Raw genomic sequence first — 25,603 nt, 5'->3', positions numbered from 1 at the left:
CCAAGCCTTCGCCGCCGGCAGCCCCGGCGTGGAACACAACACCCAGGCCTTCCTCCAGGCCCTGGAAGCCGGTGGCGGCAAGCCACTGGAAGCCCTCAGCCCGAAAGACGCCCGTGCCGTGCTGGTCGGCGCCCAGGCCTCGGTCAAGGTCGACCTGTCCGGCGTGAGCGTGTCGGAGAAGACCATCCAGGCTGGCGGCCAGTCGATCCCGCTGACCATCGTTCGCCCCGAAGGCGTGAAGGGTGAGCTGCCGGTATTCATGTTCTTCCACGGTGGCGGCTGGGTGCTCGGCGACTACCCGACCCATGCCCGTCTGATCCGCGACCTAGTGGTTAACTCCGGCGCGGTAGCCGTCTACGTCGGCTACACCCCGTCGCCGGAAGCCAAGTACCCGACCGCCATCGACCAGGCCTACGCCGCGACCAAGTGGGTCGGTGAGCACGGCAAGGACATCCAGGTCGACAGCTCGCGCCTAGCCGTGGCCGGCAACAGCGTCGGCGGCAATATGGCCGCAGTCGTTGCGCTCAAGGCGAAAGAGGCTGGCGTGCCCAAGCTGAGCTTCCAGCTGCTGCTGTGGCCGGTAACCGATGCCAGCTTCGAGACGGCGTCCTACAACCAGTTCGCTCAAGGCCACTTCCTGACCAAGCCAATGATGCAGTGGTTCTGGGACAGCTACACCACCGACCCGAAGCAGCGCGCCGAGCGCTTCGCCTCGCCACTGCAGGCCACGACCGAGCAGCTGAAAGGCTTGCCGCCGACGCTGATCCAGACCGCCGAGTTCGACGTGCTACGTGACGAGGGCGAGGCCTATGCGCGCAAGCTGGACGCGGCCGGCGTCACCGTCACCGCGGTGCGCTACAACGGCATGATCCACGACTACGGCCTGCTCAACCCGCTGGCCCATGTCCCGGCCGTGCAAGCTGCCATGCGTCAGGCTGGCGCCGAGCTGAAGCAGCACCTGCAGAAATAATCCGCAGGTACAAAACAAAAGCCCCGGTCATTGGCCGGGGCTTTTTCATGGGCAGTTCATTAAAACTGCAGATCGGACAGGCGCCATACATCGAAGGCCGGCGTCTCGTAGGGGTGAGCCTTCTTCATGGCCTTGACCGTGTCGTGGATCAGCTCATCGGCCACCACCAGCTCCACCTTCCACTCCTCCACTTCCTCGATGCGCTCGAGCTGACCGAGAAATGGAGTGCTTCCGGCCAGGGCGCGGAACTGGCCCTTGCCCAGAGTCTGCCAGCAGCAGCTGTCGTACTGTCCAATGCGTCCTGCACCCGCCGCGAAGACCGCGGCCTTTACTTCATCCAGATGACTTGCCGGTACATAGAAACAGAATTTGTACATCCAGCCCCTCCGAGCTTCGACGAATACAGCGACACGCAGGCCGCACTGCCAGGGAGATAATGGCATTTTGCCTCAACCCTGTTACACGGCCTAGCTCGTGACTTGTGCTTGGAGTACGGCGCCAGCGATTCGTCCCATGACCGGCTAGAGCCTTTAGCCATAAAACGAAGCGGCTTAATCACCCTTGGAGAAGCGCTGCCAGCGCGCCTTGAGGCCTACCGCAGGCGGGTTGTGGCTACCGTCGCAATAGGGCATGCGAGCGGACAAACCACAGCGGCACAGCAGCACGAACTGCTGACGAACGGGCTGCAGGAGCAGACCATCGGTGCAGTTGGATGAGCAATCGGGAAGTGCGGAAGAACGTCCGCAGCGGCACAGCAGATGCGTCTCGCCGGGAGAGACCTGGCGGACTTCGGGAAGGATCGGATCGTCGGCCATCACGCCGCACGGCGTGCCCCTCCCCCGCGCGGGAGAGGGGCGCAGCCATCAGTCGACCCAGACGCGCGCGTTGCGGAACATGCGCATCCAGCCGGCGTCTTCCTGCCACTCGTCCGGGCGCCAGGAATTCTGCACGGCGCGGAACACCCGCTCCGGGTGCGGCATCATGATGGTCACGCGGCCGTCGCGGCTGCACAGACCGGTGATGCCACGCGGCGAACCGTTCGGGTTGGCCGGGTAGGTCTCGGTGACCTTGCCATGGGTGTCGATGAAACGCAGGGCCACGGTGCCGGACAGATCCGACTCCAGCAGCGCCTCCTCGCTCTCGAACTCGGCATGGCCTTCGCCGTGGGCGATGGCGATCGGCATGCGCGAACCGGCCATGCCCTGCAGGAAGATCGACGCCGACTCCTGCACCTGGACCATGGCCACGCGCGCCTCGAACTGCTCCGAGCGGTTGCGCACGAAGTGCGGCCAGAACTCGGTACCCGGGATCAGCTCATGCAGGTTGCTCATCATCTGGCAGCCGTTGCACACGCCGAGGGCGAAGCTGTCCTTGCGCTCGAAGAAGGCCTGGAAGCCATCGCGGGCACGACTGTTGAACAGCACCGACTTGGCCCAGCCTTCACCGGCGCCGAGCACGTCACCGTAGGAGAAGCCACCGCAGGCCACCAGGCCCTTGAAGTCTTCCAGGCTGATGCGACCGGCGAGGATGTCGCTCATGTGCACGTCAATCGCGCTGAAGCCGGCGCGGTCGAAGGCCGCGGCCATCTCGACCTGGCCGTTGACGCCCTGCTCGCGCAGGATCGCCACTTGCGGACGCACACCCTTCTTGATGTAGGGCGCGGCGATGTCCTGGTTGACGTCGAACGACAGCTTGGTCGACAGGCCCGGATTGTCCTCGTCGAGGATCAGGTCGAACTCCTGGTCGGCGCAGTCGGCGTTGTCGCGCAGGCGCTGGATCTGGTAGCTGGTCTCGGCCCACTGGCGCTGCAGCAGGCGGCGCTGGCCGCCGAACACCGGCTCGCCATTGAAGCTGATGGCCACGTCGCTGCCGTTGATCGGCTGGCCGATCACCGCCACGCAATCGCCGAGGCCGGCGGCGCTGAACTGGGCGAGGATTTCCGGGGTGGCGTCCTGGCGTACCTGGATCACCGCACCGAGCTCTTCGTTGAACAGCACGGCGGCCAGCTCGGAAGCATCATCGGCCAGGCCGTCGAGGAACAGGTTGAGGCCGCAGTGGCCGGCGAAGGCCATTTCCAGCGCGGTGGTCAGCAGGCCACCGTCGGAACGATCGTGGTAGGACAGGATGTGACCGTCGGCGTTGAGGCCCTGGATCACGGCGAAGAAGGCCTTGAGGTCTTCGGCATCGTCGACGTCCGGCACGCTCTGGCCGAGCTGGGCGTAGGTCTGAGCCAGGATCGAGCCGCCCATGCGGTTCTGCCCGCGGCCGAGGTCGACCAGGATCAGGTCGGTCTCGCCCTTGTCCAGACGCAGCTGCGGGGTCAGCGACTTGCGCACGTCCTGCACCGGAGCGAAGCCGGAGATCACCAGCGACAGCGGCGAGGTCACGCTCTTGTCGACGCCCTCGTCCTGCCAGCGGGTCTTCATGGACATGGAGTCCTTGCCCACCGGGATGGTGATACCCAGCGCCGGGCACAGTTCCATGCCGACCGCTTTCACGGTGTCGTACAGGCGGGCGTCTTCACCTGGGTGGCCGGCGGCAGCCATCCAGTTGGCCGACAGCTTGATGTCGGAAATCTTCTCGATGCTCGCGGCAGCCAGGTTGGTGATGGTCTCGCCGACCGCCATGCGGCCCGACGCCGGCGCATCCAGCAGGGCCAGCGGGGTACGCTCGCCCATGGCCATGGCCTCACCGGTATAGACGTCGAAGCTGGTGGCGGTGACGGCGCAGTCGGCCACCGGAACCTGCCACGGGCCGACCATCTGGTCGCGGTTGACCAGGCCGGTGATGGTGCGGTCGCCGATGGTGATCAGGAAGCTCTTGCTGGCCACGGCCGGGTGACGCAGCACGCGGTTCACCGCGTCGTCGATGTCGACGCGGGCAGCATCGAAGTCATCGCCCTGCTCCGCCTCGCGGGCCACGCTGCGGTGCATGCGCGGCGGCTTGCCGAGCAGCACTTCCAGGGGCATGTCCACCGGTTTGTTTCCGAAGTGGCTGTCGGACACGGTCAGGTGCGGCTCGGCAATGGCCTCGCCGACCACGGCGAACGGGCAGCGCTCGCGCTCGCAGATGGCCTTGAAGCGCTCGAAGTCGGCGGCGTCGACCGACATCACGTAGCGTTCCTGCGACTCGTTGCACCAGATTTCGTGCGGGGCCATGCCCGGCTCGTCGTTCGGCACGGCGCGCAGTTCGAAGCGACCGCCACGGCCGCCGTCGTTGATCAGCTCCGGCAGGGCGTTGGAGATACCGCCGGCACCCACGTCGTGGATGAACTTGATCGGGTTCGCATCGCCCAGCTGCCAGCAGCGGTCGATCACTTCCTGGCAACGACGCTCCATTTCCGGGTTGTCGCGCTGTACCGAGGCGAAATCCAGGTCGGCGGAGCTGGCACCGGTGGCCATAGAGGAAGCGGCGCCGCCGCCCAGGCCGATGAGCATGGCCGGGCCGCCGAGCACGATCAGCTTGGCGCCGACCGAGATCTCGCCCTTCTGCACATGGTCTTCACGGATGTTGCCGAGGCCGCCGGCGAGCATGATCGGCTTGTGGTAGCCGCGCACTTCCTCGCCACGCGGGCTCTGCACCGCCTGCTCGAAGGTACGGAAGTAGCCGTTCAGCGCGGGGCGACCGAATTCGTTGTTGAACGCGGCGCCGCCCAGCGGGCCCTCGATCATGATGTCCAGCGCGGTGACGATGCGCTCGGGCTTGCCGTAGGGCTTCTCCCAGGGCTGCACGAAACCGGGGATGTTCAGGTTCGATACGGTGAAACCGTTCAGGCCGGCCTTGGGCTTGGCACCACGACCGGTGGCGCCTTCGTCGCGGATCTCGCCGCCGGAGCCGGTGGAGGCACCGGGGAACGGGGCGATGGCGGTCGGGTGGTTGTGGGTTTCCACCTTCATCAGGATGTGCACCGGCTCGACGGTCGCACCGTACTCGCGGGTAGCCGGATTGGGGAAGAAGCGCCCGGCCTGGTGGCCGACGATGACCGAGGCGTTGTCCTTGTAGGCGGACAGCACGCCGTCGCTGTGCATCTGGTAGGTGTTCTTGATCATGCCGAACAGCGACTTGTCCTGGCTCTCGCCATCGATGTCCCAGCTGGCATTGAAGATCTTGTGGCGGCAGTGCTCGGAGTTGGCCTGGGCGAACATCATCAGTTCGACGTCGTGCGGGTTGCGGCCCATCTCGGTGAAGTTCTTCACCAGGTAGTCGATCTCATCGTCGGCCAGGGCCAGGCCCAGCTGCACGTTGGCCTGCTCCAGAGCGGCGCGGCCACCGCCGAGCACGTCCACCGCGGTCAGCGGCTTGGGTTCGGCGTGGTTGAACAGGCCGGCGGCCTCTTCCAGAGCGCCCAGCACCAGCTGGGTCATGCGGTCATGCAGTACGGCGGCGACGGCCTGGCGGTCGGCGGCGGACAGCTCGCCGGCCACATAGTAGGCAATGCCGCGCTCGAGGCGCTCGATCTTGGCCAGGCCGCAGTTGCGGGCGATGTCGGTGGCCTTGCTCGACCAGGGCGAGATGGTGCCGAAGCGCGGGATGACCAGGAACAGCTGACCGCTGGGCTCCTGCACCGGTACGCTCGGGCCGTACTTCAGCAGCCGGGCCAGTACCTGCTCTTCGCTGGCGTCGAGCAGGCCGGTCACTTCGGCGAAGTGGGCGAACTCGGCGTACAGCCCGGTCACGGCGGGGACCTTGGTGGTCAGTTGCGAAAGCAGTTTGCCGTGGCGGAAGGCGGAAAGAGCGGGCGTGCCGCGCAGGATCAACATCGTGAACAGCCTCTGGGAAGGGGTGTGCTTAGAGGCCGTGCATTCTAGCCTAAAGCGCCCGCCGACGGCACCCTCGGCGGCATCTAGCAGAGCGCCGTAATACTGTCGAGATATGGCACCCGTTGGGCTTTGCGTATACTGCGCCGATGTTTGCCCACATTGCGTTGCGCATCCGCACGACCGCCGGCTTGTTGGCGACCTCTATCCTTCTGCTGCTCGCGGGTTGCGATGGCTCTGCCGCCAAGCAGCCCAGTACTCTCGAGCGCGTGCAAGAGGAGGGTGTGCTACGCGTGGTCACCCGCAACAGCCCGACTACCTATTTCCAGGATCGCAACGGCGAGACCGGCTTCGAGTACGAACTGGTCAAGCGCTTCGCCGATAACCTGGGCGTCGAGCTGAAGGTCGAGACCGCCGACAACCTCGATGACCTGTTCGCCCGCCTCAACCAGCCGGGCGGCCCGGTGCTGGCCGCTGCCGGCCTGGTCGCCAGCGACGGGCGCAAGGCCCAGGCCAACTTCTCCCGCGCCTATCTGGATGTCACCCCGCAGATCATCTACCGCGACGGCCAGCGCCGCCCCAGCCGCCCCGAGGAGCTGATCGGCCGGCGCATTCTGGTGCTCAAGGGCAGCAGCCATGCCGAACAGCTGGCCGAACTGAAGAAGACCCTGCCCGAGCTGCAGTACGAAGAGTCTTCCGACGTCGAGGTGGTCGACCTGCTGCGCATGGTCGACGAGGGCCAGGTCGACCTGACCCTGGTCGACTCCAACGAACTGGCGATGAATCAGGTGTATTTCCCCAACGTACGCGTCGCCTTCGACCTGGGCGAGCCGCGCAGCCTGGGCTGGGCGGTGGCCGCCGGCGAGGACGACAGCCTGCTGCGTGAGGCCAACCACTTCCTCAACCTGGTCGGGGAGAACGGCAGCCTGCAGCGCCTCAAGGAGCGCTACTACGGCCACGTCGACGTACTCGGTTACGTAGGCGCCTACACCTTCGCCAAGCACCTGCAGCAACGCCTGCCGCGCTATGAGCAGCACTTCAAGAAGTCCGCCGAGAAGCACAAGGTGGATTGGCGCCTGCTGGCCGCCATCGGCTACCAGGAATCGCTGTGGACCGCCGACGCCACCTCGAAGACCGGCGTGCGCGGCCTGATGATGCTGACCCAGAACACCGCCCAGGCCATGGGCGTGGTCAATCGCCTGGACCCGAAGCAGAGCATCGCCGGCGGCGCCAAGTACTTCACCCTGGTGCACAGCGGCCTGACCGAGGACATGAGCGAGCCGGACCGCACCTGGTTCGCCCTCGCCGCCTACAACATCGGCATCGCCCACCTGTCGGACGCACGCAAGATGGCCCAGGCCGAAGGCCTCGACCCGAACAAGTGGCTGGATGTACAGAAGATGCTGCCGCGCCTGTCGCAGAAGCGCTGGTATAGCAAGACCCGCTACGGCTACGCCCGTGGCGGCGAGACCGTGCACTTCGTGCGCAACGTGCGCCGCTACTACGACATTCTCAACTGGGTGACCCAGCCGCAGCTGGAAGGCAGCCGCGTCGCCGAGAGCGCCCTGCACGTACCTGGCGTGGACAAGACCATCCCCAAGGACGAGCCGAGCCAGCTCTGATCAGCGCACCCGCTGATTACCCTTGGTGCAGTGCTTGCTCGCCTGCTGCTCGGCGGACAGGCTGCGATACACGCCCATGCAGGCCGCCATAGTGTCCATCGGCTGCACATTCAGACGCGATGCCTCGTCGACCCCGACCAGATAGGCATGGTCATAGCGCGAGCGCTCGTACCAGGGCTCGATCTCCTGCGCACTGGTCACGCAGCGGTACTGCATCTGCACGGTGAAGCCCTTCATCTTGTCCTTGCGCAGGATGTGGTGGTACTTCAGCCAGTCGCCATCGCGCTGGCCCTGGCGCAATGCCTCCTGGCAGCCCGCCAGGTCGGTGATATCAGGCTCGTGGAGGAACACTGTCTGCGCCATGGTGCTGGCGCTGAGCCCAGCGGTCGCCAGCAGGTACACCTTGTCCTGCTCAGCCTGTACAGCAGGCCCGAGCAACAGCAGCGACAACAACAATCCCTGTTTCACAGGCACACTCTCCGATAGTCACGATGCGCCGCAGCCTAACAGCAGGGCGGCGCCGAAAGAAGAATCCGGCTAGGCGCGGCGCGCCTTGAAGAAGGCGCTGAGCATCTCGCTGCACTCCTCCGCCAGCAGGCCGCCCTCGATCAGCACGCGATGGTTGAGGAAGCTCTGCTCGAAGAACTGTCCACGGCTGATCGCCACGCCGGCCTTGGGCTCGGCGGTGCCGTAGACCACCCGACTGACGCGCGAATGCACGATCAACCCGGCGCACATGCTGCAGGGTTCCAGCGTCACGTACAGCGTGCTGCCCGGCAGGCGGTAGTTCTGCAGCGCGGCGGCGGCGGCGCGGATCGCCACCATCTCGGCGTGGGCGCTGGGGTCGCTGGTCGAGATCGGGCAGTTGAAGCCACGGCCTATCACCTCACCATCCTGCACCAGCAACGCGCCCACCGGCACCTCGCCACGCTGCGCGCCTTCGGCGGCCAGGGCCAGAGCCTCGCGCATGAAGCGCTCGTCCTGACTGCGGTCGATGATCTTAGGTTGGCGCATCAGACCACCTCGATGGCGGCCATCAGGCCGGTCTCCATGTGATCGATCACATGGCAGTGGAACATCCATACCCCGGGATTATCGGCGACGAAGGCGATGCGCGCCGTCTCGTTCTTGCCCAGCAGGTAGGTGTCGGTGAAATACGGGGTGATCTGCCTGCGGTCGGAGTCCAGCACCTTGAAGCTCATGCCGTGCAGGTGAATGGGGTGCTGGTACTGGGCCATGTTGCGCAGCACGAAGATGTAGTGGCCGTCCTTCTTCAGGCTGGCGATGGGGCGGTCGGCGCAGGTCTTGTCGGTGATGTCCCAGGCCTGGCCGTTGATCTGCCAGTACTTGTAGCTGCCGCCCTTGCTCACGTCGCCGGACAGCGCCGCCGCCCACTCGAAGTTGAAGCGCAGGGTCTCGGCCCGCGACAGATCCGGCTCGGCCACCGGGTTGGCCGGCAGCGCCGGCGGCCAGTCGCCGGCGACCTCAGCGCTGGCCACGCTTTTGATCGTCGCCAGGCGCAGTGGTCCGTTGCGCAGCGGCAGCTCCTGCCCCGCCGCCGGCACCTTCAGCGCAAGGTCAATGCGCATGCCCGGGCCCAGCCAGTAGTCCTTGCCCAGCGGCCGCGGCTCGATCGGGTTGCCGTCCAGCGCGTAGATGCGCGCCTCGCTACCCGGCAGGTTGAGGCGGTAGGTGATGGTGTTGTCGACGTTGATCAGGCGCAGGCGCACCACCTGGCCGGTCGGCAGTTCCAGGGTCGGATTCGGCGTGCCGTTGATCGTCGACAGGCGCCCGCGAGTGCCCTCGCGCGCGGCCTGGCGTGGCACCAGGAAGTCGGTGAAGGCGCCCTCCTCGTCGATGTGCCAGGTCTTCAAGCTCAGCGTGCGCTCGTGGCGGAAACCGGTGGGCTCACGCTCCTCGACGATCAGCGGGCCCACCAGGCCGCGGCCGAGCTGCTCGGCGCTGGCGGTATGCGGGTGATACCAGTAGCTGCCGGCATCCGGGCAGATGAAGTTGTAGTCGAAGTACTCGCCGGGCTTGACCGGCAGCTGCGAGACATAGGGCACGCCGTCCATGTCCAGCGGCAGGCGGATGCCGTGCCAGTGGATGGTGGTGTCGACATCCAGCTTGTTGATGAAGCGCACGCGCAGGCGCTCGCCCTGGCGGCAGCGCAGCTCCAGGCCTGGCGCCTGGCCGCCATAGGCCCAGGCCGGGGTCTGGTGCCCCGGCACCAGCTCCAGCTGCAGCGGCGCGGCGATCAGCTCGTAGTCGTGGGTCGCGACGTTCTCCGGGCGGCCCAGCCAGTAGCGCACGCCACCGGCACCGAGGCCGACCACACCGAGACCGGCGAGGCCGGCGAGAACTTGTCTGCGGGTGAAGCTCATGATTCAGGCTCCTGAAGCGGAAACGGCACGGGCGCTAATCAGGTGGGCGGCGCGCCTCTGCGGGCACTGCCCCGGCGCGCACGATAGCGCGTCGGGCCGGCCGCGGCGGCGGACAATTCGTCGCACCGTTTGTCAGGCACCGCGCCGCGCATAGGCGCGGGTGGTCAGCAGATACACCGGCAGGCCGGACACCAGCACCAGCAGCGCGGCATAGGGCGCCGCCGCGGCATATTCGAGGTTGCCGGTGTGCGACCACACGGCCGTGGCCAGGGTGTCCAGGCCGGTCGGGCCGAGGATCAGCGTGGCGGTCAGCTCCTTCATGCAGTCGAGGAACACCAGCACGAAACCGGCGCCGATGGCCGGGAAGATGATCGGCAGGGTGACCTTGAAGAAGGTCGCCAGCGGCGTGTGACCAAGGGTGCGTGCGGCCTCCTCCAGCTGCGGCGAGGCCTTCTCCAGCGCCGTGCGGATCGAGCCCTGGGCCATCGGCATGAACAGCAGCGCGTAGCACACCAGCAGCAAAAGGGTGGTCTGGTACAGCGCCGGCACGTAGCCTAGGGCGAAGAACACCAGCGACAGCGCGATCACCAGGCCCGGCAGCGCGTGCAGCAGGTATGGCAGGCGGTCGGCCAGCCAGGCCATGCGCCCGTAGTAGCGCACCACCACCAGGCACACCGGCAGCGCCAGCAGGCAGCTGAGCAACGCGCCACCGAAGGACAGCGACAGCGACGACCACAGGGCGGAGAGGATATCGGCCACCGGGAAACTGGCCGAGCTGCCGTCAACGATCCAGAAGCCGAGCATGGTCAGGGGCGTGCCGCAGCCCACCGCCACCAGCGCCAGCAGCAGCGCCTGCAGCGGCCAGCCCCAGGCGCCCAGGCGCACACGCGGCGCCTGGCGTGCCACGCCCTGGCCGGTGCGCGCATAGCCGCGGCCACGCAGGCGGAACTCGCCCCATAGCATTAGCAGGCACAGGCCCAGCAACAGCGCCGAGAGCATGGCCGCATTGGTGTTGGAGAACTCCAGCTCGAACTGCTGGTAGATCGCCGTGGTGAAGGTCTGGTAGCGCATGATCGACGGCGCGCCGAACTCCACCAGCATGTGCACCGCCACCAGCAGGCTGGTGGCCATCAGCACCGGGCGCACCAGCGGCAGGGTCACCTTCCAGAAGATCTGCCGGCGGTTGTAGCCGAGCATGCGCGCCGACTCTTCCAACGCCGGGTCTAGGCTGCGCAGGGTGGCGGCCACCGGCAGGTACACCAGCGGATATTTCGACAGCACCATCACCAGCACGGTACCGCCCAGGCCCTCGAACATCGGGCCGATGGAAATCCAGGTGAAGCCGGCGACGAAAGACGGAATAGCGAACGGCAGGCACAGCAGCACGTTCCACTGCCGGCGCCAGCGCAGGTCGCTGCGCTCGACCAGCCAGGCCAGCGCCATGCCGATCACCGCGCAACCCAGGGTAACCAGCACCATCAGCTTCATGGTGTTGGCCAGCAGGCCGAACACGAAGGGACGCCAGAGCAGGTGCCAGGCCTCGTGCCAGCCGGCCTGAGCGGTGCGCGCCACCACGTAGAACAGCGGCAACGCGGCAACCAGCAGCAACGCCAGCACCGGCAGCTGCAGCCACAGCGGCGGCGCCTTGCGCCGACGGCTGCCGACATGCAGCGGCGCCGGCAGCTCCTGCTCGAGCACATCCACCTGCATATCAGTTCATCCCGGCTTCGCGCTGCAGGTCCAGGGCGTCCTCGGCCAGGCCGATCTCGGAAGCGGTAATGGCCGGCGGCTTGAGCTGGTCGAACGGCTTGAGCAGCGGGTCGGCGGCCACGGCCTTGTTCACCGGGTATTCCGGCGACTTGCTCAGCACCACCTTCTGCCCTTCCTCGCTGATCATGAAAGCGAGGAACTGCTGGGCTTCCTTGGGATGCTTGGTCGACTTCACCACTGCCGCGCCGGAGACGCTGGCCAGGCCGCCGGCATCGCCGTCGGCGAAGTAGTGCAGCTTGGACTTCAGCTCGCCCTTCTCGCGCTTGAGCGCCATCCAGTAGTAGCTGTTGATCAGCGCCGCACCGACCTCACCGTTCTCCACCGCCTTCATGGCGATGACGTTGTTGGTGTAGGTGGAACCGAACGCCTTGAGCCCGACCAGCCACTCCTCGGCGGCTTCGCGGCCGTTGAGGCGGATCACAGCGGCCGTCTGGCCGACGAACTCGCCGCTGCTGGGAACGAAGGCGATCTTGCCGTCCCACTCAGGCTCGGCCACTTCCAGCACGCTCTTCGGCAGCTCGGCCTCGCTGACCAGCTCCGGGTTGTAGGCGAGCACCCGCACGCGGGTGGTGATGCCCAGCCAGCGACCCTGGTCATCCGACAGCTTGGGGTCGATCTGCGCGAGGGTCGCCGGGTCGACCTGGGCCAGCAGGCCCTGGCTGGCCAGCTTGACCAGCGGCGGCGCTTCCTCGGTGTAGATCAGGTCGGCCGGCGAACGCTCGCCTTCCTCGGCGATCTGGTTGGCCAGCTGGCCGCCACCGCCCTTGCGGATCAGCACCTTGATCCCGGTCTTCTTCTCGAAGGCCGCCGCCACCGCCTTGCCGGTGGCCTCGTGCTGGCCGTTGTAGAGGGTCAGGGTCACCGGGTCGTCGGCGCGCGCGCCACTGGCGAACAGCATGCCGCAGGACAGAACGGCGGCGCCGATAGCGCGCGCCAACCCGGTTACTCGATGTGCCGACATAAGCCACTTTCCTCTGAAACAAACAGTTACCGGGACGATTATACGGACCAATTGCATCTGATTCTCAAGAAATGGCTGCGACAGATCGCGCAGCCACGCTCAGCGGCTGAGCGCGAGCTTCAGGCCGAAGCCCACCAGGCACATCCCGGCCAGGCGCTCCAGCGCCTTGCCCAGCTGCGGCCGAGCGCGCATGCGCTCGATCAGTTGGCGGGTCAGCAGGGTCACCACAAGGCCATAGATGAAGGTCAGCAGCGCCACCGTCAGCGCCATCACGGCGAAGGTCAGCAGCCCCTGGTGCCGGGCCGGATCGATGAACAGCGGGAAGAAGGCCATGTAGAAGACGATGGCCTTGGGATTGAACAGGGTGATCACCGCCGTCTGGCGCAGGTAATGACCGGCACTGATATGCACCGCCGGCGCGCTGCCCGGCTTGGCCAGCAACATGCGCGCACCGAGCCAGATCAGATAGCCCGCACCCAGCCACTGCACGGCATGGAAGGCCGTCGGGTAGGCCGCCAGCAGCGCCGCCACGCCGGCCACCGCCAGCCACATCAGCACCTGGTCGCCGAGGATGATGCCGCAGGTCGAGGCCAGCCCGCCGCGCACGCCGCCCTTGCCAGTGGAGGTGATCAGCGCCAGGTTGCCCGGCCCCGGAATCATCAGCAGCACCACGAAGGCGACCACGAAGGCGCCGTAGTCGGTGATCCCGAACATCCCGTTTCTCCTTGTCAGCTGTCACATACGAGAAGGGCAGCCGTGGCTGCCCTTCTCGTCGCGGATCACTCCCACTCGATGGTGGCAGGCGGCTTGCTCGATACGTCGTAGGTGACGCGGGAGATGCCGGAGATCTCGTTGATGATGCGGTTGGAGACTTTCTCCAGCAGCTCGTAGGGCAGGTGCGCCCAGCGAGCGGTCATGAAGTCGATGGTCTCTACAGCGCGCAGAGCCACGACCCAGGCGTAGCGACGGCCGTCACCGACCACGCCGACCGATTTCACCGGTTGGAACACCACGAAGGCCTGGCTGGTCTTGTGGTACCAGTCGAAGTTGCGCAGCTCTTCGATGAAGATGTGGTCAGCCAGGCGCAGCAGGTCGGCGTATTCCTTCTTCACTTCGCCGAGGATGCGCACGCCCAGGCCCGGGCCCGGGAACGGGTGGCGGTAGACCATGTCGTAGGGCAGGCCCAGTTCCAGGCCAATCTTGCGGACTTCGTCCTTGAACAGCTCGCGCAGCGGCTCGACCAGGGAGAACTGCATGTCCTCCGGCAGACCGCCGACGTTGTGGTGCGACTTGATCACGTGGGCCTTGCCGGTCTTGGCGCCAGCCGACTCGATCACGTCCGGGTAGATGGTGCCCTGAGCGAGGAACTTCACGTCCTGCAGCTTGGTGGCTTCTTCGTCGAACACTTCGATGAAGCTGCGGCCGATGATCTTGCGCTTCTCTTCCGGATCGCTGACGCCGGCCAGACGGCCGAGGAACAGCTCTTCGGCGTTGGCGCGGATCACCTTGACGCCCATGTTCTCGGCGAACATGGCCATCACCTGGTCGCCTTCCTTGTGGCGCAGCAGGCCGTTGTCGACGAACACGCAGGTCAGCTGGTCGCCGATGGCGCGGTGCAGCAGCGCGGCAACTACCGAAGAGTCGACGCCGCCGGACAGACCCAGCAGCACCTTGGAGGTGCCGACCTGGGCACGCACGGTGGCGATGGCGTCTTCGACGATGTTGGCCGGGGTCCACAGGGCTTCGCAGCCGCAGATGTCGAGGATGAAGCGCGAGAGGATGCGACCGCCCTGCTTGGTGTGAGTCACTTCCGGGTGGAACTGCACGCCGTAGTAAGCGCGGCTGTCGTCGGCCATGGCGGCGATCGGGCAGCTCGGGGTGCTGGCCAGGATGTGGAAGCCGGCGGGCATGGCGGTGACCTTGTCGCCGTGGCTCATCCACACGTCCAGACCCAGTACACCGTCGGTGTCCACATGGTCTTCGATGCCATCAAGCAGGCGGGCCTTGCCGACCACATCGACGCGGGCGTAGCCGAACTCGCGCAGGTCGGAACCTTCGACCTTGCCGCCGAGCTGCTCGGCCATGGTCTGCATGCCGTAGCAGATGCCGAACAGCGGCACGTTCAGGTCGAACACCGCTTGCGGCGCGCGCGGGCTGTTGGCCTCGTGCACCGACTCGGGACCGCCGGCGAGGATGATGCCGCGCGGGGCGAAGGCGCGGATCGCCTCGTTGTCCATGTCGAACGGGTGGATCTCGCAGTACACGCCGATCTCGCGCACGCGGCGGGCGATCAGCTGGGTGTACTGGGAACCGAAGTCGAGGATGAGGATGCGGTGGGCGTGAATGTCGTGGGCCATGGCCGTCTCTCGTAGCGAAGTCACAAATGACACGGGGCTGGTTAGTCAGCCCCGTGTTTACAGCGTCTTTCGGAATCAGCCAACGCGATAGTTGGGCGCTTCCTTGGTGATCTGTACGTCATGTACGTGCGACTCGGCCATGCCGGCGCCGGTGATGCGCACGAACTGCGGCTTGGTGCGCATGTCCTCGATGGAGGCGCTGCCGGTGTAGCCCATGGAGGCACGCAGGCCGCCCATCAGCTGATGCACGATGGCGCCCATCGCGCCCTTGTACGGCACGCGACCTTCGATGCCTTCCGGCACCAGCTTCTCGGCACCGGCCGCGGAGTCCTGGAAGTAACGGTCCGAGGAGCCCTGGGCCTGGGCCATGGCGCCCAGCGAGCCCATGCCGCGGTAGGCCTTGTAGGAGCGACCCTGAAACAGCTCGACCTCGCCCGGAGCCTCTTCGGTACCGGCCAGCATGGAGCCGATCATCACGGCGGAAGCGCCAGCGGCGATGGCCTTGGCCAGGTCGCCGGAGAAGCGGATGCCACCGTCGGCGATCAGCGGTACGCCGGTGCCGGCCAGAGCGGCGGCGACGTTGGCCACAGCGGAAATCTGCGGTACGCCGACGCCGGCGACGATACGGGTGGTGCAGATGGAGCCCGGACCGATGCCGACCTTGACGCCGTCAGCGCCCGCCTCGGCCAGGGCCTTGGCGGCTTCGCCGGTGGCGATGTTGCCGCCGATCACCTGGACTTGCGGGAAGTTCTCCTTGACCCAGCGCACGCGGTCGATCACGCCCTTGGAGTGGCCGTGGGCGGTGTCGACGATGATCACGTCGACGCCAGCGGCGACCAGTGCACCAACGCGGTCACCGGTATCGGCACCGGTGCCGACAGCGGCGCCGACGCGCAGGCGGCCCTGGTCGTCCTTGCTGGCCAGCGGGTAGGCCTTGGCCTTCTCGATGTCGGTAACGGTCATCATGCCCTTGAGGGTGAAGGCGTCGTCGACGATCAGCACTTTCTCGATACGGTTCTTGTGCAGCAGCTCGCGCACGACTTCCTTGGCGGCGCCTTCCTTGACGGTGACCAGGCGCTCTTTCGGCGTCATCACGTCACGCACCAGGGCGTCCAGGCGGTTCTCGAAGCGCACGTCACGGGAGGTGACGATGCCGACCAGGTCGCCGTTGGACAGCACCGGAACACCGGAGATGTTGTGCTGGCGGGTCAGCTCGAACAGGTCACGTACGGTGGCGTTGGCCTCGATGGTGATCGGGTCCTTGACCACGCCGGCCTCGTATTTCTTGACCTTGCGCACCTCGGCAGCCTGCTGCTCGATGGTCATGTTCTTGTGGATGATGCCGATGCCACCTTCCTGAGCCATGGCGATGGCCAGACGCGCCTCGGTGACGGTATCCATCGCTGCGGACAGCAGCGGGATGTTCAGCTCGATGCCACGGGTCAGGCGGGTCTTGAGACTGACGTCCTTGGGCAGGACCTCGGAGTAACCGGGGATGAGCAGAACGTCGTCGAAGGTGAGTGCTTCTTGGCTGATGCGCAGCATGGCGGGGCTCCCGGGAGGGAAAAATAAGAAGCGCGGCATTATACCCAGCCGAGCGGCTTCTCTCAATGCGCGCGCAGAACCTGCTGCGGATATTTTGAGCTAAGGCCAGGCAAGGCGAAATTGGCGAAGGGCGCGGAGTTTACGCGCGGTAAATGAGCAGCCCGCCGCCAATTTCAACGCAGCATGGCCGACGATCAGGAGATTCGCGGCGGTTCTCAGCGCTTTACCGACACTTGTGCCAAGGGATAACCCAAGCGCTCGGTGAATTCATCGATAAAGGCCTGACGGAAGCCGGCCTGCCCCCAGCCATTGAAGACGAAACCCAGGTTGGAGAAGGCGCAAGGCTGCAGGAACAGGAAGCCGTTGACGTCGTCCTCATGGCCGCACTGCGGGCAGGTGAAGTTGTCGGTGTCGCCGGGCATCCACTCGTCGAGGCCGTCGAACAGCGCCTCACCGATCTCCTGACGGCACTCGGGGCAGCCGGCTTCCTCGAGAAAACCCTCGGTCGGTGTATAGATGCAGCGCTTGCTGACGATCTGCAGGCCATTGAGCGGCTGGTCGAACGGCAGCAACTCCGGACGCTCGACGATGCGCCGGGCGCCGGCGCCAATGGCATGGGCCATGCCGTTGCCCAGCGCGCCGCAGGTGCTCGGCAGCTCCGCCACGATGTCGCGCTTGGCCAGCCAGCGCAGCAGCAGGCGCGCCCGCGCCTCGTGCTCGGGCAGGCTGGAGATGCGGGGGACGAGGATGATCTGCTCGCTCATGGGGCCTAGCCTGACATGGAAAGGTCGCGCAGCTTAAACGTGCCGACGGAGCGGTCAAGTGCGCCTATGGCCGGCCGGGCAAAGCCTTTATCATGCCGCCATGCTCAACGATCCCTTCCAGCGCCTCGGTCTCGACCGCGAAGCGCTCAGCGTCAGCCAACTGAACAACCGCGCCCGCCTGTTGCTGGAGGACGTGTTCGCCCAGGTCTGGGTCGAGGGCGAGATCTCCAACCTGGCGCGCCCGGCCTCCGGCCACCTCTATTTCACCCTCAAGGACAGTCAGGCCCAGGTGCGTTGCGCACTGTTCCGGCAGAATGCCGCCCGCGTGCGCCAGGCCCTGCGTGACGGCCTGGCGGTGAAGGTGCGCGGCAAGGTCTCGCTGTTCGAGGGCCGTGGCGACTACCAACTGATCCTCGACACGGTTGAGCCGGCCGGCGACGGCGCCCTGCGCCTGGCCTTCGAGGCGCTCAAGGAAAAGCTCTCCGCCGAGGGCCTGTTCGCCACCGAACGCAAGCGCGCCCTGCCCGCCCACCCGCAGCGCATCGGCATCGTCAGCTCACCGACCGGCGCGGTGATCCGCGACATCATCAGCGTGTTCCGCCGTCGTGCGCCGCAGGTGGCGCTGACCCTGATCCCCACCGCCGTGCAGGGCCGCGAGGCCACCGCGCAGATCGTTCGCGGCCTGCAGCTGGCCGACCGCGCCGGCTTCGACGCGATCATCCTGGCCCGCGGTGGCGGCTCGCTGGAGGACCTGTGGTGCTTCAACGAGGAGGCCGTGGCCCGTGCCGTGGCCGCCTGCGTCACGCCGGTGGTCAGCGCCGTCGGCCACGAGACCGACGTGTCGATCAGCGACTTCGTCGCCGACGTGCGCGCGCCGACACCCTCGGCCGCCGCCGAGCTGCTGGCGCCAGACAGTTCCGATCTGCAACGCCGCCTGGACGGCCTCAGCCGCCGCCTGGCGCTGAGCCTGCAGACGCGCCTGAGCCGCGAACAGCTGCGCCTGGAAGGCCTGACCCGGCGCCTGCGCCACCCCGGCGAACGCCTGCGCCAACAGGCCCAGCGCCTGGACGACCTGGACATGCGCCTGCGCCGGGCCTTCCAGCAACAAGCCACCAGCCGCCACGAGCGCCTGGCGCGCCTGGACGGCCGCCTGCACGCCCAGCATCCGGGCCGCGCCCTGGCCCTGCTGCGTCAGCGCCTGGACAGCCTGGGCGAGCGCCTGCCGCGCGCCATCGAGCTGCAGCTGCGCCAGCAGCGCCAGCAACTCGCAGCTCTTGGCCAGCAGCTGCATATCGTCAGCCCGCTGGCCACCCTTGGCCGCGGCTACAGCATCCTCCTCGACGAACGCGGCCAGGCCATCCGCAGCGCCAGCCAGACCCGGCCCGGCCAGCGCCTCAAGGCGCGCCTCGGCGAAGGCGAGCTGGACGTGCGCGTCGAAGACAACCACCTGACCCCGGTCACCCTCTCGCTTCTGGACTGATACGTGCGCCCGCTCATCGCCCTGCTGCTCTGCCTCGCCCTGCCTGCTCATGCCGATGGCTTCATCACCCGCCTGCTGAACAAGCCGGTGCCCGGCGGCGTGGCCGTGCTCGACCTGGGCGACGCCGCCACGGCGCCACAGGCGCGCTACCAGGGCAAGCCGGTGCTGGTGGTGAAGGAAGAAGGCAAGCGCTGGATCGCCATCGTCGGCATCCCGCTGACGGTCAAGCCCGGTGCGCAGCAGATCGAGGCGAACGGCCAGGCACTGAGCTTCCAGGTGGGTGCCAAGCACTACCGCGAGCAGCGCATCACCCTGAAGAACCAGGAGCAGGTCAACCCGAGCGCGAAGAACCTGGCACGCATCGAGCGCGAGCTGGCCGAGCAGACCCGCGCCTACCAGCAGTTCAGCGCCCGCCAGCCGAGCAACCTGCTGTTCGACAAACCGGTCAACGGTCCTCTGTCGTCGCCCTTCGGCCTGCGCCGCTTCTTCAACGGCGAGGAACGCAACCCGCACTCCGGGCTGGACTTCGCCGTCGGCGCCGGCACGCCGATCAAGGCCCCGGCGGCCGGCAAGGTGATCCTGATCGGCGACTACTTCTTCAACGGCAAGACGGTATTCGTCGACCACGGCCAGGGCCTGATCAGCATGTTCTGCCACATGTCCAAGATCGACGTGCAGCTGGGCCAGGAGTTGCCGCGCGGCGGCGTGGTCGGCAAGGTCGGCGCCACCGGCCGTGCCACCGGGCCGCACATGCACTGGAACGTCAGCCTCAACGACGCCCGTGTCGACCCGGCGATCTTCATCGGCGCGTTCAAGCCCTGAAGCATCCACCAGCCGAGCCCCAATAAAAAGACCGCCGGGTTGCCCCAGGCGGTCTTTTCATTTCGCGGTTTCGCACAGGCTGCGTTACCCGAGGGTAGCGCGCCGCAGGCTTACCAGTTGTAGCTCACCTTGGCCGTGATCTCGCGGCCCGGGTTGTAGTAGTTCGCGCTACCGCGGCCGACCACATGCTGCTCGTCGAACAGGTTGCTGACGTTGAGGGCCAGGTCCGTGCCCTTGACGATCTGGTAGTTGAACGCGGCGTCGAACAGCGTGGTGGCGTCGCTCTTGCCGGTGTTGTTGAAGTCGCCGAAGTAGTAGGCGCCGACATAACGGGCGCCCAGACCGACGCTGACATCGGTGCCCGGCACGCTGTAATAGCTCCACAGCGAGGCCGAATGCTTGGGCGCAGAGACCATCTCGTTACCCTTGATCGACACGGCGTCATAACCGGTCCCGTTCCAGGACTGCAGCGCACCGCGCAACACTTCGGTGTCCATGTAGGAGTAGCCGCCGACCAGGCTGAGGTTCTCGGTCAGCTCGGCCTTGGCCTCCAGATCGAGGCCGCGCACGCGCTGCTCGCCCACCGTCTGCTGCTCGATAAGTCCGTTCGACTGTACGACTGCGGTGGCGACATCCTCCTGAGTCAGCTCGTAGATGGCGGCGGAGAACAGCGCATTCATCTCCAGCGGCGAATACTTCACACCCACTTCGTACTGTTTGCCGCGCTCCGGGGTAACGCCGACTTCAGGCGGGGACACCGACTCCACCATGCTGATGTAGGTGGAAACCTCGTCGTTGACGATGTAGGTCAGCGCGCCACGGAAAGAGTTTTCCGAGAAGTTATCCGAGGTCTTGGTGTTGTACAGGTGGTCGGTCTCCGAGACGTCCATCGAGTCATGGCGCATGCCGGCAGTGACGATGAAGCGCTCGTAGAACGACAGGTTCTGCTGCAGGAATACCGACTTGGTGGTGTTATCTCGATCCTTGTCCTCGTAGACGATCGCCGGCGAAACGCCACGGTAGACCGGATTGGTCACGTCGATGGGATCGGCGTCGCCATACACAGACACGTTCTCGGCAGAGGCATCGAGGTACTCCACGCCAACGATGCTGCTGCTATCGATATTCTCGAAGCGCGCGTCGTACTGCAGCATCACGTTGCCGTTGAACTGCTCGGCTTCGCTATCGGAGCCCACGTAGCCACGCTCAACCACGTTGCCGACATGCCCGGCAGCATCGCTGATATAGACGTAACCGTACTCATCGCTCAGGTCGCTGTGGCGCATGTTGCTGCGCAGGGTGAAGCCGTTGTCGAAGTCGTGGCTGAAGTTGGCGCTGACGTTGGTGCGCTCGACATCGTGGAAGTTGTAGCTCGGCTCGCCGAAGAACTCGTCGCGGTCGTACTCGCGGTCCATCGGGTAACCGCCGCTGTTGGGCGTGTTGTCCTGGCGCAGGTGATCCACCACCAGGGTGGCTGAGGTGTAGGCCGTCGGCGCCCAGGTCAGGCCTCCCATCAGGAAGTTGTTGTCGTCCTGGGAGTGGTCGTACTCGCGGTCGCTGTCCTGGAACTTGCCGGTGAAGCGGTAGGCCAGGGTCTGCTCCTCGTTCGCATCACCGGTATCCAGGCCGGACTCCATGTGGTTGAACGAGCCGTAGGTGGCATAGACCTGGCCGAACTTGCTGAAGCGCGGCTGCTTGGTCACGAAGTTCACCGAGCCGCCCGGGTCAGCCGGGCCGAACAGCGTGGAGTTGGCGCCACGCAGCACTTCGACGCGCTCGTAGGCGAAAGGCTCCTCGCGCACACCGCGCATCGAGCCCAGGGTCAGGCCGTCGCGGTAGGTGGTGGCCTGGAAGCCGCGGATCTGGAAGTAGTCGTTGCGGTCATCGGTACCGTAGTAGTCGGTGATCACGCCCGGGGTGTACTGCAGGATCTCCTCGGTCGTGCTGGCGCTGCGCTGCTCGACTTCCTTCTGGGTCACCACGGAAACCGATGCCGGGGTGTTGAGGATGTTGGTCGCCACCTTGCCGCCGACCCACAGCTCCTGGGTCACTACCGAGGCCGCTGGGTCTTCCGCTGCCGCCTGGGAGTTGATGAGGATGGGCGCCAGGCGATAGGTCTCCTCGGCTTGCGCCACCTGCAGACCGTAGCTGCCATCGGCCTGCTGGACCGCCTCCAGACCGCTGCCGGCGAGCAGCGCGGCCAGGCCATCCGCTACCGAGTAGCTACCGCTCAGGCCCGGGCTGGTCACGCCCTCGGCCAGGCTACCGGCGCCCACCAGGTACACGCCAGCCTCGTGGGAAAAGCGCGTGAGCGCGCTGGCCAGCGGGCCGGCGGGAATGTCGTAGCTGCGCTCGGCGGTGACCACCGCGCCGTCCTCGGCCATGGCGAGCGGCGACCAGCTTGCCAGGCTCACCGCACTGCCCAACAGAGCCAGGTGAAGCGCCAGGGTCAGCGGGCGCAGGGCAAAGACGTGTGCGGCGACACCCGGGCGGGCAGCACGCTGGTGACAGCAGTGGGACATGGACGACATTCCTCTTGGGGGCAAGGTGGCTGAGCGAAGACCCTCAACAGGCGATGCCACGCGGCCGCGCAAGGCGCCGACTCGGCGATGTTTCATGTCTTCTTACTGGGTAAACCAGCGAGCAGACGAAACCCGGAACCTCTTTCTGAATTATTTTTTCGCCCGGCTCAGTGCCGGGCTTCGATGCTCGCCCACCAGGGCATGGGCTGCTCGATGCGGATCGGCAGCGCCGACGCCAGCATGCGCAGCACGCGCTCGGAATCCTGGACGGGGAAGTTGCCATACACCCGCAGATCGGCCACCTCGTCGGCCACGCCGAGGTGGCCATGGCGGTAGCGGCTCAACTCCTGCACCACTTCGCGCAGGGAGATGTTGTCGGCCAGCAGCGTGCCCTGGGTCCAGGCTTCACGGGCCGCGTCGGCGGCCTGGCTGTCGCCGATGTGCCCGGCATCGAAATGCGCCTGCTGGCCGGCGCCGACCACGCGAGTTGCTCCGCTGGCGGTACGTATCTCAACGGCGCCTTCATAGACGGCCAGCCAGGTGCGCTCGCCATCACGCCGGACGTTGAAGCGCGTGCCCAGGGCCTGCAGGCGCCCATGCTCGGTCTCGACATAGAACGGCCGCGCACCCTTGGCGGTGGAGATGAAAACCTCACCGCGCACCAACCTGACGACACGCGCCCGGGAACTGAACGCGAGGTCGATGGCACTGGCGGTGTTGAGCCAGGCCTGGGAGCCATCGGCCAGGGTCATTTCGCGCTGCTCGCCGGTGGCGGTGCGCTGATCCGCGCCCCAGGCCATCAGGTTCGACGGCAGCAGCGCTTCGCGCCAGCCCAGCCAGCCACACAGGGAACCGGTGGTGATGACCGCCATGCCGGTGAGCAGACGACGCCGCGAATGCATGCGCCCGGCGGCGACATCCAGCGCATCGGCAGCCAGGCGCGCATCAGGGCGGCCCCGCAGCGGCTCGAAATCGCGGCCGATGCCTTCGACATAGCGCCAGGCCTGTTCGTGCATGAGGTCCGCACCTAACCAGGCCTGCCAGTGGGCGTGCTGCTGGGCGCTGGCCTGGCCGTCACGCAGGGTCGCGTACCAATGGGCCGCCTGTTCCAGCACGGCGTGCGAGGGCAGGTCTCTCTCGTAGCCGCGGCTCTCCATCAGCAGAGCGGTTCCTGGCGCAACGCCGCGACCGTCTCACTGGCGCGCAGCATCAGGCACGCGAGCATGGCCTGGGCCACGTACTTGCGCACCATGCGCCCGGACACCCCCAGCTCAGCGCCAACCTCGTCATCGGTCATCTCGCACACCACGGCGAGGATGAAGCCCCGCGCGGCCTTGGCGGGCAGCGCCTGCAGCATACCGCTGATCTCCTCCAGGGCTTGCAGCACCGCAGCCTGGCGCTCGGCGGAGGGACACTGTTCTTCCGGCAGCGCCGCCAGGGTGTCGAGCCAGGCGCGCTCGATTTCCTGGCGCCGCCACAGGTTGATGCACAGATTCTTCGCGGTGGTGCGCAGATAGGCGCGGGCCTCGCCCATGCTGGCGAAGCGCGGCTGGCTGGCCCCGCCGATCAACCGCAGGAAGGTGTCCTGGGCCAGGTCGGCGGCATCGCAGGCATGCCCCAGGCGCCGGCGCAACCATGCCTGCAACCAACCGTGATGGTCGCAGTACAGGGTCTCCAGCGATGGAGGGGTGGCATAGGCAGATGAGCTCACAGGCAGTCACCACGCCGCTGGGTGGCGTCCCGCGGGCATCAAGATCTTTGGAGCAAATGAGAATTGCTATTAATCATCACACAACTAGCCATCTGCCAGCAACTCGCCGGAGCCGCAGTGATACCTAACTACCAAGGTGTGGGGAGCCCATCGAACCAGTGAACTGCCAATCAGGGCGCTGGCTTTTCCACCCGCTCCAGCTTGTACAGCTTGTCGATCTGGCAGATCTCCGGCATGCCGCCCATGCCGTCGAACACCGTCACATGGTCAAGGTGGGTCAGCAGGCCGACGGTCGAGCTGTAGCCGATGGTGCTGCTGAAATCGAGGCGGTCGCAGTCGCGGCTGAATTCGAGCAGGTAGCGCCGACCCGGCGCGCGGCCGAGCACGATATGGCGCTTGTCCAGGTAGTCCCAGTCGTCGATCTCGAAGCGACTGATCGACTCCTGCGACTCGCCCTGGACCAGGCCCAGCTTGGCCAGATGCTGATCCAGTGGCAGCTGCGCATCGCGCACATGCTCGCTGGAGGCGCAGCCGGCTAGCACCAGCAGCGCGCACAGCGTCAGGATCGATTTCATGGCCACCTCCATTCGACAGAAACACCTCAGGACACAAGCATGGCCCACGCCCAGCCGCCAGGTTTGTTAGGGTAATGCGCTGCGCTTGCCTTCCGCCGCCTGCGGAAAACTACGAACCGCTCGAGGAGTTCCATGCCCGAACAGTATCGCGAAGCCCTGCAGTGGCTCGAACAGCACCAGCAACTCTACACCCTGATCAGCCTCAGCCTGCTGGCCCTGGCCGCCTGGATCGCCAACTGGCTGGTCAAGCGCATCCTCCTCCGCGCTCTGTACCGCGGCCTGCGCGCCACGCAGCTGGATCGCAGCATCGCCGATTCACCGGCAATCTCGCGCCTGGCCAACATAGTGCCGGCGCTGATCCTGTCGCTGGGCATCGCCCTGATCCCCAACCTGCCCGGCGAAGTGACGGAAATCGTGCGCAACGTCTGCGGCGCCTTCATCGTGTTGACCCTGGCGCTGGCCATCAGCGAAGTGCTGAACCTGATCAACACGCTCTACCAGCGCCGCCCGGACGCCAATCTGCGGCCGATCAAGGGCTACGTGCAGGTGCTCAAGATCGCGGTCTTCGCCATCGCCACAATCCTCATCATCGCCGCCCTGGTCGACCGCTCGCCGCTGATCCTGCTGTCCGGCCTCGGCGCCATGGCCGCGGTCCTGCTGCTGATCTTCCAGGACACCCTGCTATCGCTGGTGGCCAGCGTGCAGATCAGCTCCAACGACATCATCCGCGTCGGCGACTGGGTCGAGATGCCCCAGCTCAACGCCGACGGCGACGTGATCGATATCGCCCTGCATACGGTGAAGGTGCAGAACTGGGACAAGACCATCACCACCATCCCGACCAAGCGTTTCATCACCGACTCGTTCAAGAACTGGCGTGGCATGCAGGAGTCCGGCGGGCGGCGTATCAAGCGCAGCCTGCACCTGGACCAGAACAGCGTGCGCTTCCTGGATGCCGAGGCCCAGGCCCAACTGCACCGCTTCGACCTGCTCGGCGACTACCTGAACACCAAGCAGGCCGAGCTACAGCAATACAACGCCAGCCTCAGCGACCCGCTCAATAGCCGCCAGCTGACCAACCTGGGCACCTTCCGCGCGTACGTCGAGCACTACCTGCGCACCCACCCGGAAGTGCACCAGCAGATGACCCTGCTGGTCCGCCACCAGCAGCCCAACGAGAACGGCCTGCCGCTGGAGATCTACTGCTTCACCAACACCGTGGTGTGGGCACAGTACGAGCGCATCCAGGCAGACATCTTCGACCACCTGCTGGCGATCCTGCCGGCCTTCGGCCTGCGTGTGTTCCAGAATCCCAGCGGCGCAGACTTCCAGCGCCTCGGCGCAGTAACGGGGTAAGTGGCTG

General features: G+C 66.3%; 21 protein-coding genes. 5 read left to right on the top strand and 16 right to left on the bottom strand.

What is annotated here, in order from left to right:
* Positions 1–970: alpha/beta hydrolase (locus PTT45_RS18460; protein ID WP_273815256.1), on the top strand; the 970-nt coding region annotated here is incomplete at its 5' end.
* Between the two features lie 59 nt (positions 971–1,029).
* On the opposite strand, the gene PTT45_RS18455 is transcribed toward PTT45_RS18460, so the two are convergent.
* The 3 genes from PTT45_RS18455 to purL form a co-directional block, all read right to left on the bottom strand.
* The gene (locus PTT45_RS18455) at positions 1,030–1,347 is read right to left on the bottom strand and encodes a YqfO family protein (protein ID WP_273815255.1); all 318 of its coding nucleotides are present in this window, start codon (positions 1,345–1,347) and stop codon (positions 1,030–1,032) included.
* Positions 1,348–1,521: 174 nt separating this feature from the next.
* The gene (locus tag PTT45_RS18450) at positions 1,522–1,785 is read right to left on the bottom strand and encodes a CDGSH iron-sulfur domain-containing protein (protein WP_273815254.1); all 264 of its coding nucleotides are present in this window, start codon (positions 1,783–1,785) and stop codon (positions 1,522–1,524) included.
* A gap of 48 nt (positions 1,786–1,833) precedes the next feature.
* The gene (gene purL / locus PTT45_RS18445) at positions 1,834–5,730 is read right to left on the bottom strand and encodes a phosphoribosylformylglycinamidine synthase (protein ID WP_273815252.1); all 3,897 of its coding nucleotides are present in this window, start codon (positions 5,728–5,730) and stop codon (positions 1,834–1,836) included.
* 146 nt (positions 5,731–5,876) lie between these two features.
* On the opposite strand from purL, the gene mltF reads away from it, so the two are divergent.
* Positions 5,877–7,349 (top strand): membrane-bound lytic murein transglycosylase MltF, encoded by a 1,473-nt coding sequence (gene mltF / locus PTT45_RS18440; RefSeq protein ID WP_273815251.1) that lies wholly within the window; start codon positions 5,877–5,879, stop codon positions 7,347–7,349.
* On the opposite strand, the gene PTT45_RS18435 is transcribed toward mltF, so the two are convergent.
* From PTT45_RS18435 to PTT45_RS18395, 9 genes are all read right to left on the bottom strand, one after another.
* Positions 7,350–7,817 (bottom strand): hypothetical protein, encoded by a 468-nt coding sequence (locus PTT45_RS18435; protein WP_273815250.1) that lies wholly within the window; start codon positions 7,815–7,817, stop codon positions 7,350–7,352.
* 69 nt (positions 7,818–7,886) lie between these two features.
* Positions 7,887–8,363 (bottom strand): tRNA adenosine(34) deaminase TadA, encoded by a 477-nt coding sequence (gene tadA, locus PTT45_RS18430; RefSeq protein ID WP_273815248.1) that lies wholly within the window; start codon positions 8,361–8,363, stop codon positions 7,887–7,889.
* Positions 8,363–9,733 (bottom strand): multicopper oxidase family protein, encoded by a 1,371-nt coding sequence (locus tag PTT45_RS18425; protein ID WP_273815247.1) that lies wholly within the window; start codon positions 9,731–9,733, stop codon positions 8,363–8,365. The genes tadA and PTT45_RS18425 overlap by 1 nt, the downstream gene beginning before the upstream one ends.
* 132 nt (positions 9,734–9,865) lie before the next feature.
* A complete protein-coding gene (locus tag PTT45_RS18420) occupies positions 9,866–11,443 on the bottom strand; it encodes an ABC transporter permease (RefSeq protein ID WP_273815246.1) in 1,578 nt (525 codons plus the stop codon).
* Between the two features lies 1 nt (position 11,444).
* Entirely contained in the window at positions 11,445–12,464 is a 1,020-nt protein-coding gene (locus PTT45_RS18415) for an extracellular solute-binding protein (RefSeq protein ID WP_443218209.1), read from the bottom strand.
* A 99-nt stretch (positions 12,465–12,563) separates the two neighbouring features.
* Positions 12,564–13,178 (bottom strand): LysE family translocator, encoded by a 615-nt coding sequence (locus PTT45_RS18410; RefSeq protein WP_273815245.1) that lies wholly within the window; start codon positions 13,176–13,178, stop codon positions 12,564–12,566.
* Between the two features lie 65 nt (positions 13,179–13,243).
* Positions 13,244–14,821 (bottom strand): glutamine-hydrolyzing GMP synthase, encoded by a 1,578-nt coding sequence (guaA, locus tag PTT45_RS18405; RefSeq protein WP_273815244.1) that lies wholly within the window; start codon positions 14,819–14,821, stop codon positions 13,244–13,246.
* Between the two features lie 75 nt (positions 14,822–14,896).
* A complete protein-coding gene (gene guaB, locus PTT45_RS18400) occupies positions 14,897–16,366 on the bottom strand; it encodes an IMP dehydrogenase (RefSeq protein WP_273815243.1) in 1,470 nt (489 codons plus the stop codon).
* Positions 16,367–16,581: 215 nt separating this feature from the next.
* On the bottom strand, positions 16,582–17,130 hold the full coding sequence (locus tag PTT45_RS18395; protein ID WP_273815242.1) for a sugar ABC transporter ATPase: 549 nt from the start codon (positions 17,128–17,130) through the stop codon (positions 16,582–16,584).
* Between the two features lie 100 nt (positions 17,131–17,230).
* Between PTT45_RS18395 and xseA the strand changes: the two genes are divergently transcribed.
* Positions 17,231–18,610 carry an exodeoxyribonuclease VII large subunit gene (gene xseA / locus PTT45_RS18390; protein ID WP_273815281.1) on the top strand — a complete coding sequence of 460 codons (1,380 nt, stop codon included), beginning with the start codon at positions 17,231–17,233 and terminating at the stop codon, positions 18,608–18,610.
* A 3-nt stretch (positions 18,611–18,613) separates the two neighbouring features.
* Positions 18,614–19,432, top strand: a complete 819-nt coding sequence (locus PTT45_RS18385) for a peptidoglycan DD-metalloendopeptidase family protein (protein WP_273815241.1) — start codon at positions 18,614–18,616, stop codon at positions 19,430–19,432.
* 110 nt (positions 19,433–19,542) lie between these two features.
* Here the strand turns inward: PTT45_RS18385 and PTT45_RS18380 are convergent, their stop codons facing one another.
* From PTT45_RS18380 to PTT45_RS18365, 4 genes are all read right to left on the bottom strand, one after another.
* Positions 19,543–21,954 (bottom strand): TonB-dependent siderophore receptor, encoded by a 2,412-nt coding sequence (locus tag PTT45_RS18380; RefSeq protein WP_273815240.1) that lies wholly within the window; start codon positions 21,952–21,954, stop codon positions 19,543–19,545.
* Between the two features lie 167 nt (positions 21,955–22,121).
* Entirely contained in the window at positions 22,122–23,111 is a 990-nt protein-coding gene (locus PTT45_RS18375; protein WP_273815239.1) for a FecR domain-containing protein, read from the bottom strand.
* Positions 23,111–23,665 (bottom strand): sigma-70 family RNA polymerase sigma factor, encoded by a 555-nt coding sequence (locus tag PTT45_RS18370; protein WP_273815238.1) that lies wholly within the window; start codon positions 23,663–23,665, stop codon positions 23,111–23,113. Before PTT45_RS18370 ends, PTT45_RS18375 begins: the two co-directional genes overlap by 1 nt.
* 170 nt (positions 23,666–23,835) lie before the next feature.
* Positions 23,836–24,240, bottom strand: a complete 405-nt coding sequence (locus PTT45_RS18365; RefSeq protein ID WP_273815237.1) for a DUF6491 family protein — start codon at positions 24,238–24,240, stop codon at positions 23,836–23,838.
* 132 nt (positions 24,241–24,372) lie between these two features.
* On the opposite strand from PTT45_RS18365, the gene PTT45_RS18360 reads away from it, so the two are divergent.
* Positions 24,373–25,596, top strand: a complete 1,224-nt coding sequence (locus PTT45_RS18360) for a mechanosensitive ion channel family protein (RefSeq protein ID WP_273815236.1) — start codon at positions 24,373–24,375, stop codon at positions 25,594–25,596.
* Positions 25,597–25,603 lie beyond the last annotated feature (7 nt).

The organism is Pseudomonas sp. Gutcm_11s (genome assembly GCF_028649395.1).
Lineage (GTDB): Bacteria > Pseudomonadota > Gammaproteobacteria > Pseudomonadales > Pseudomonadaceae > Aquipseudomonas.
This window is presented reverse-complemented; position numbering and strand designations above follow the sequence as displayed.

Bases quoted from the DNA above. Each gene is read 5' to 3' on its own strand.
- xseA (WP_273815281.1), top strand. From the start codon at position 17,231: ATGCTCAACGATCCCTTCCAGCGCCTCGGTCTCGACCGCGAAGCGCTC.
- PTT45_RS18360 (WP_273815236.1), top strand. From the start codon at position 24,373: ATGCCCGAACAGTATCGCGAAGCCCTGCAGTGGCTCGAACAGCACCAG.
- PTT45_RS18410 (WP_273815245.1), bottom strand. From the start codon at position 13,178: ATGTTCGGGATCACCGACTACGGCGCCTTCGTGGTCGCCTTCGTGGTG.
- guaB (WP_273815243.1), bottom strand. From the start codon at position 16,366: ATGCTGCGCATCAGCCAAGAAGCACTCACCTTCGACGACGTTCTGCTC.
- tadA (WP_273815248.1), bottom strand. From the start codon at position 8,363: ATGCGCCAACCTAAGATCATCGACCGCAGTCAGGACGAGCGCTTCATG.
- PTT45_RS18425 (WP_273815247.1), bottom strand. From the start codon at position 9,733: ATGAGCTTCACCCGCAGACAAGTTCTCGCCGGCCTCGCCGGTCTCGGT.
- PTT45_RS18395 (WP_273815242.1), bottom strand. From the start codon at position 17,130: ATGAGCGAGCAGATCATCCTCGTCCCCCGCATCTCCAGCCTGCCCGAG.
- purL (WP_273815252.1), bottom strand. From the start codon at position 5,730: ATGTTGATCCTGCGCGGCACGCCCGCTCTTTCCGCCTTCCGCCACGGC.
- mltF (WP_273815251.1), top strand. From the start codon at position 5,877: ATGTTTGCCCACATTGCGTTGCGCATCCGCACGACCGCCGGCTTGTTG.
- guaA (WP_273815244.1), bottom strand. From the start codon at position 14,821: ATGGCCCACGACATTCACGCCCACCGCATCCTCATCCTCGACTTCGGT.
- PTT45_RS18415 (WP_443218209.1), bottom strand. From the start codon at position 12,464: ATGTCGGCACATCGAGTAACCGGGTTGGCGCGCGCTATCGGCGCCGCC.
- PTT45_RS18375 (WP_273815239.1), bottom strand. From the start codon at position 23,111: ATGGAGAGCCGCGGCTACGAGAGAGACCTGCCCTCGCACGCCGTGCTG.
- PTT45_RS18380 (WP_273815240.1), bottom strand. From the start codon at position 21,954: ATGTCCCACTGCTGTCACCAGCGTGCTGCCCGCCCGGGTGTCGCCGCA.
- PTT45_RS18455 (WP_273815255.1), bottom strand. From the start codon at position 1,347: ATGTACAAATTCTGTTTCTATGTACCGGCAAGTCATCTGGATGAAGTA.
- PTT45_RS18420 (WP_273815246.1), bottom strand. From the start codon at position 11,443: ATGCAGGTGGATGTGCTCGAGCAGGAGCTGCCGGCGCCGCTGCATGTC.
- PTT45_RS18365 (WP_273815237.1), bottom strand. From the start codon at position 24,240: ATGAAATCGATCCTGACGCTGTGCGCGCTGCTGGTGCTAGCCGGCTGC.
- PTT45_RS18450 (WP_273815254.1), bottom strand. From the start codon at position 1,785: ATGGCCGACGATCCGATCCTTCCCGAAGTCCGCCAGGTCTCTCCCGGC.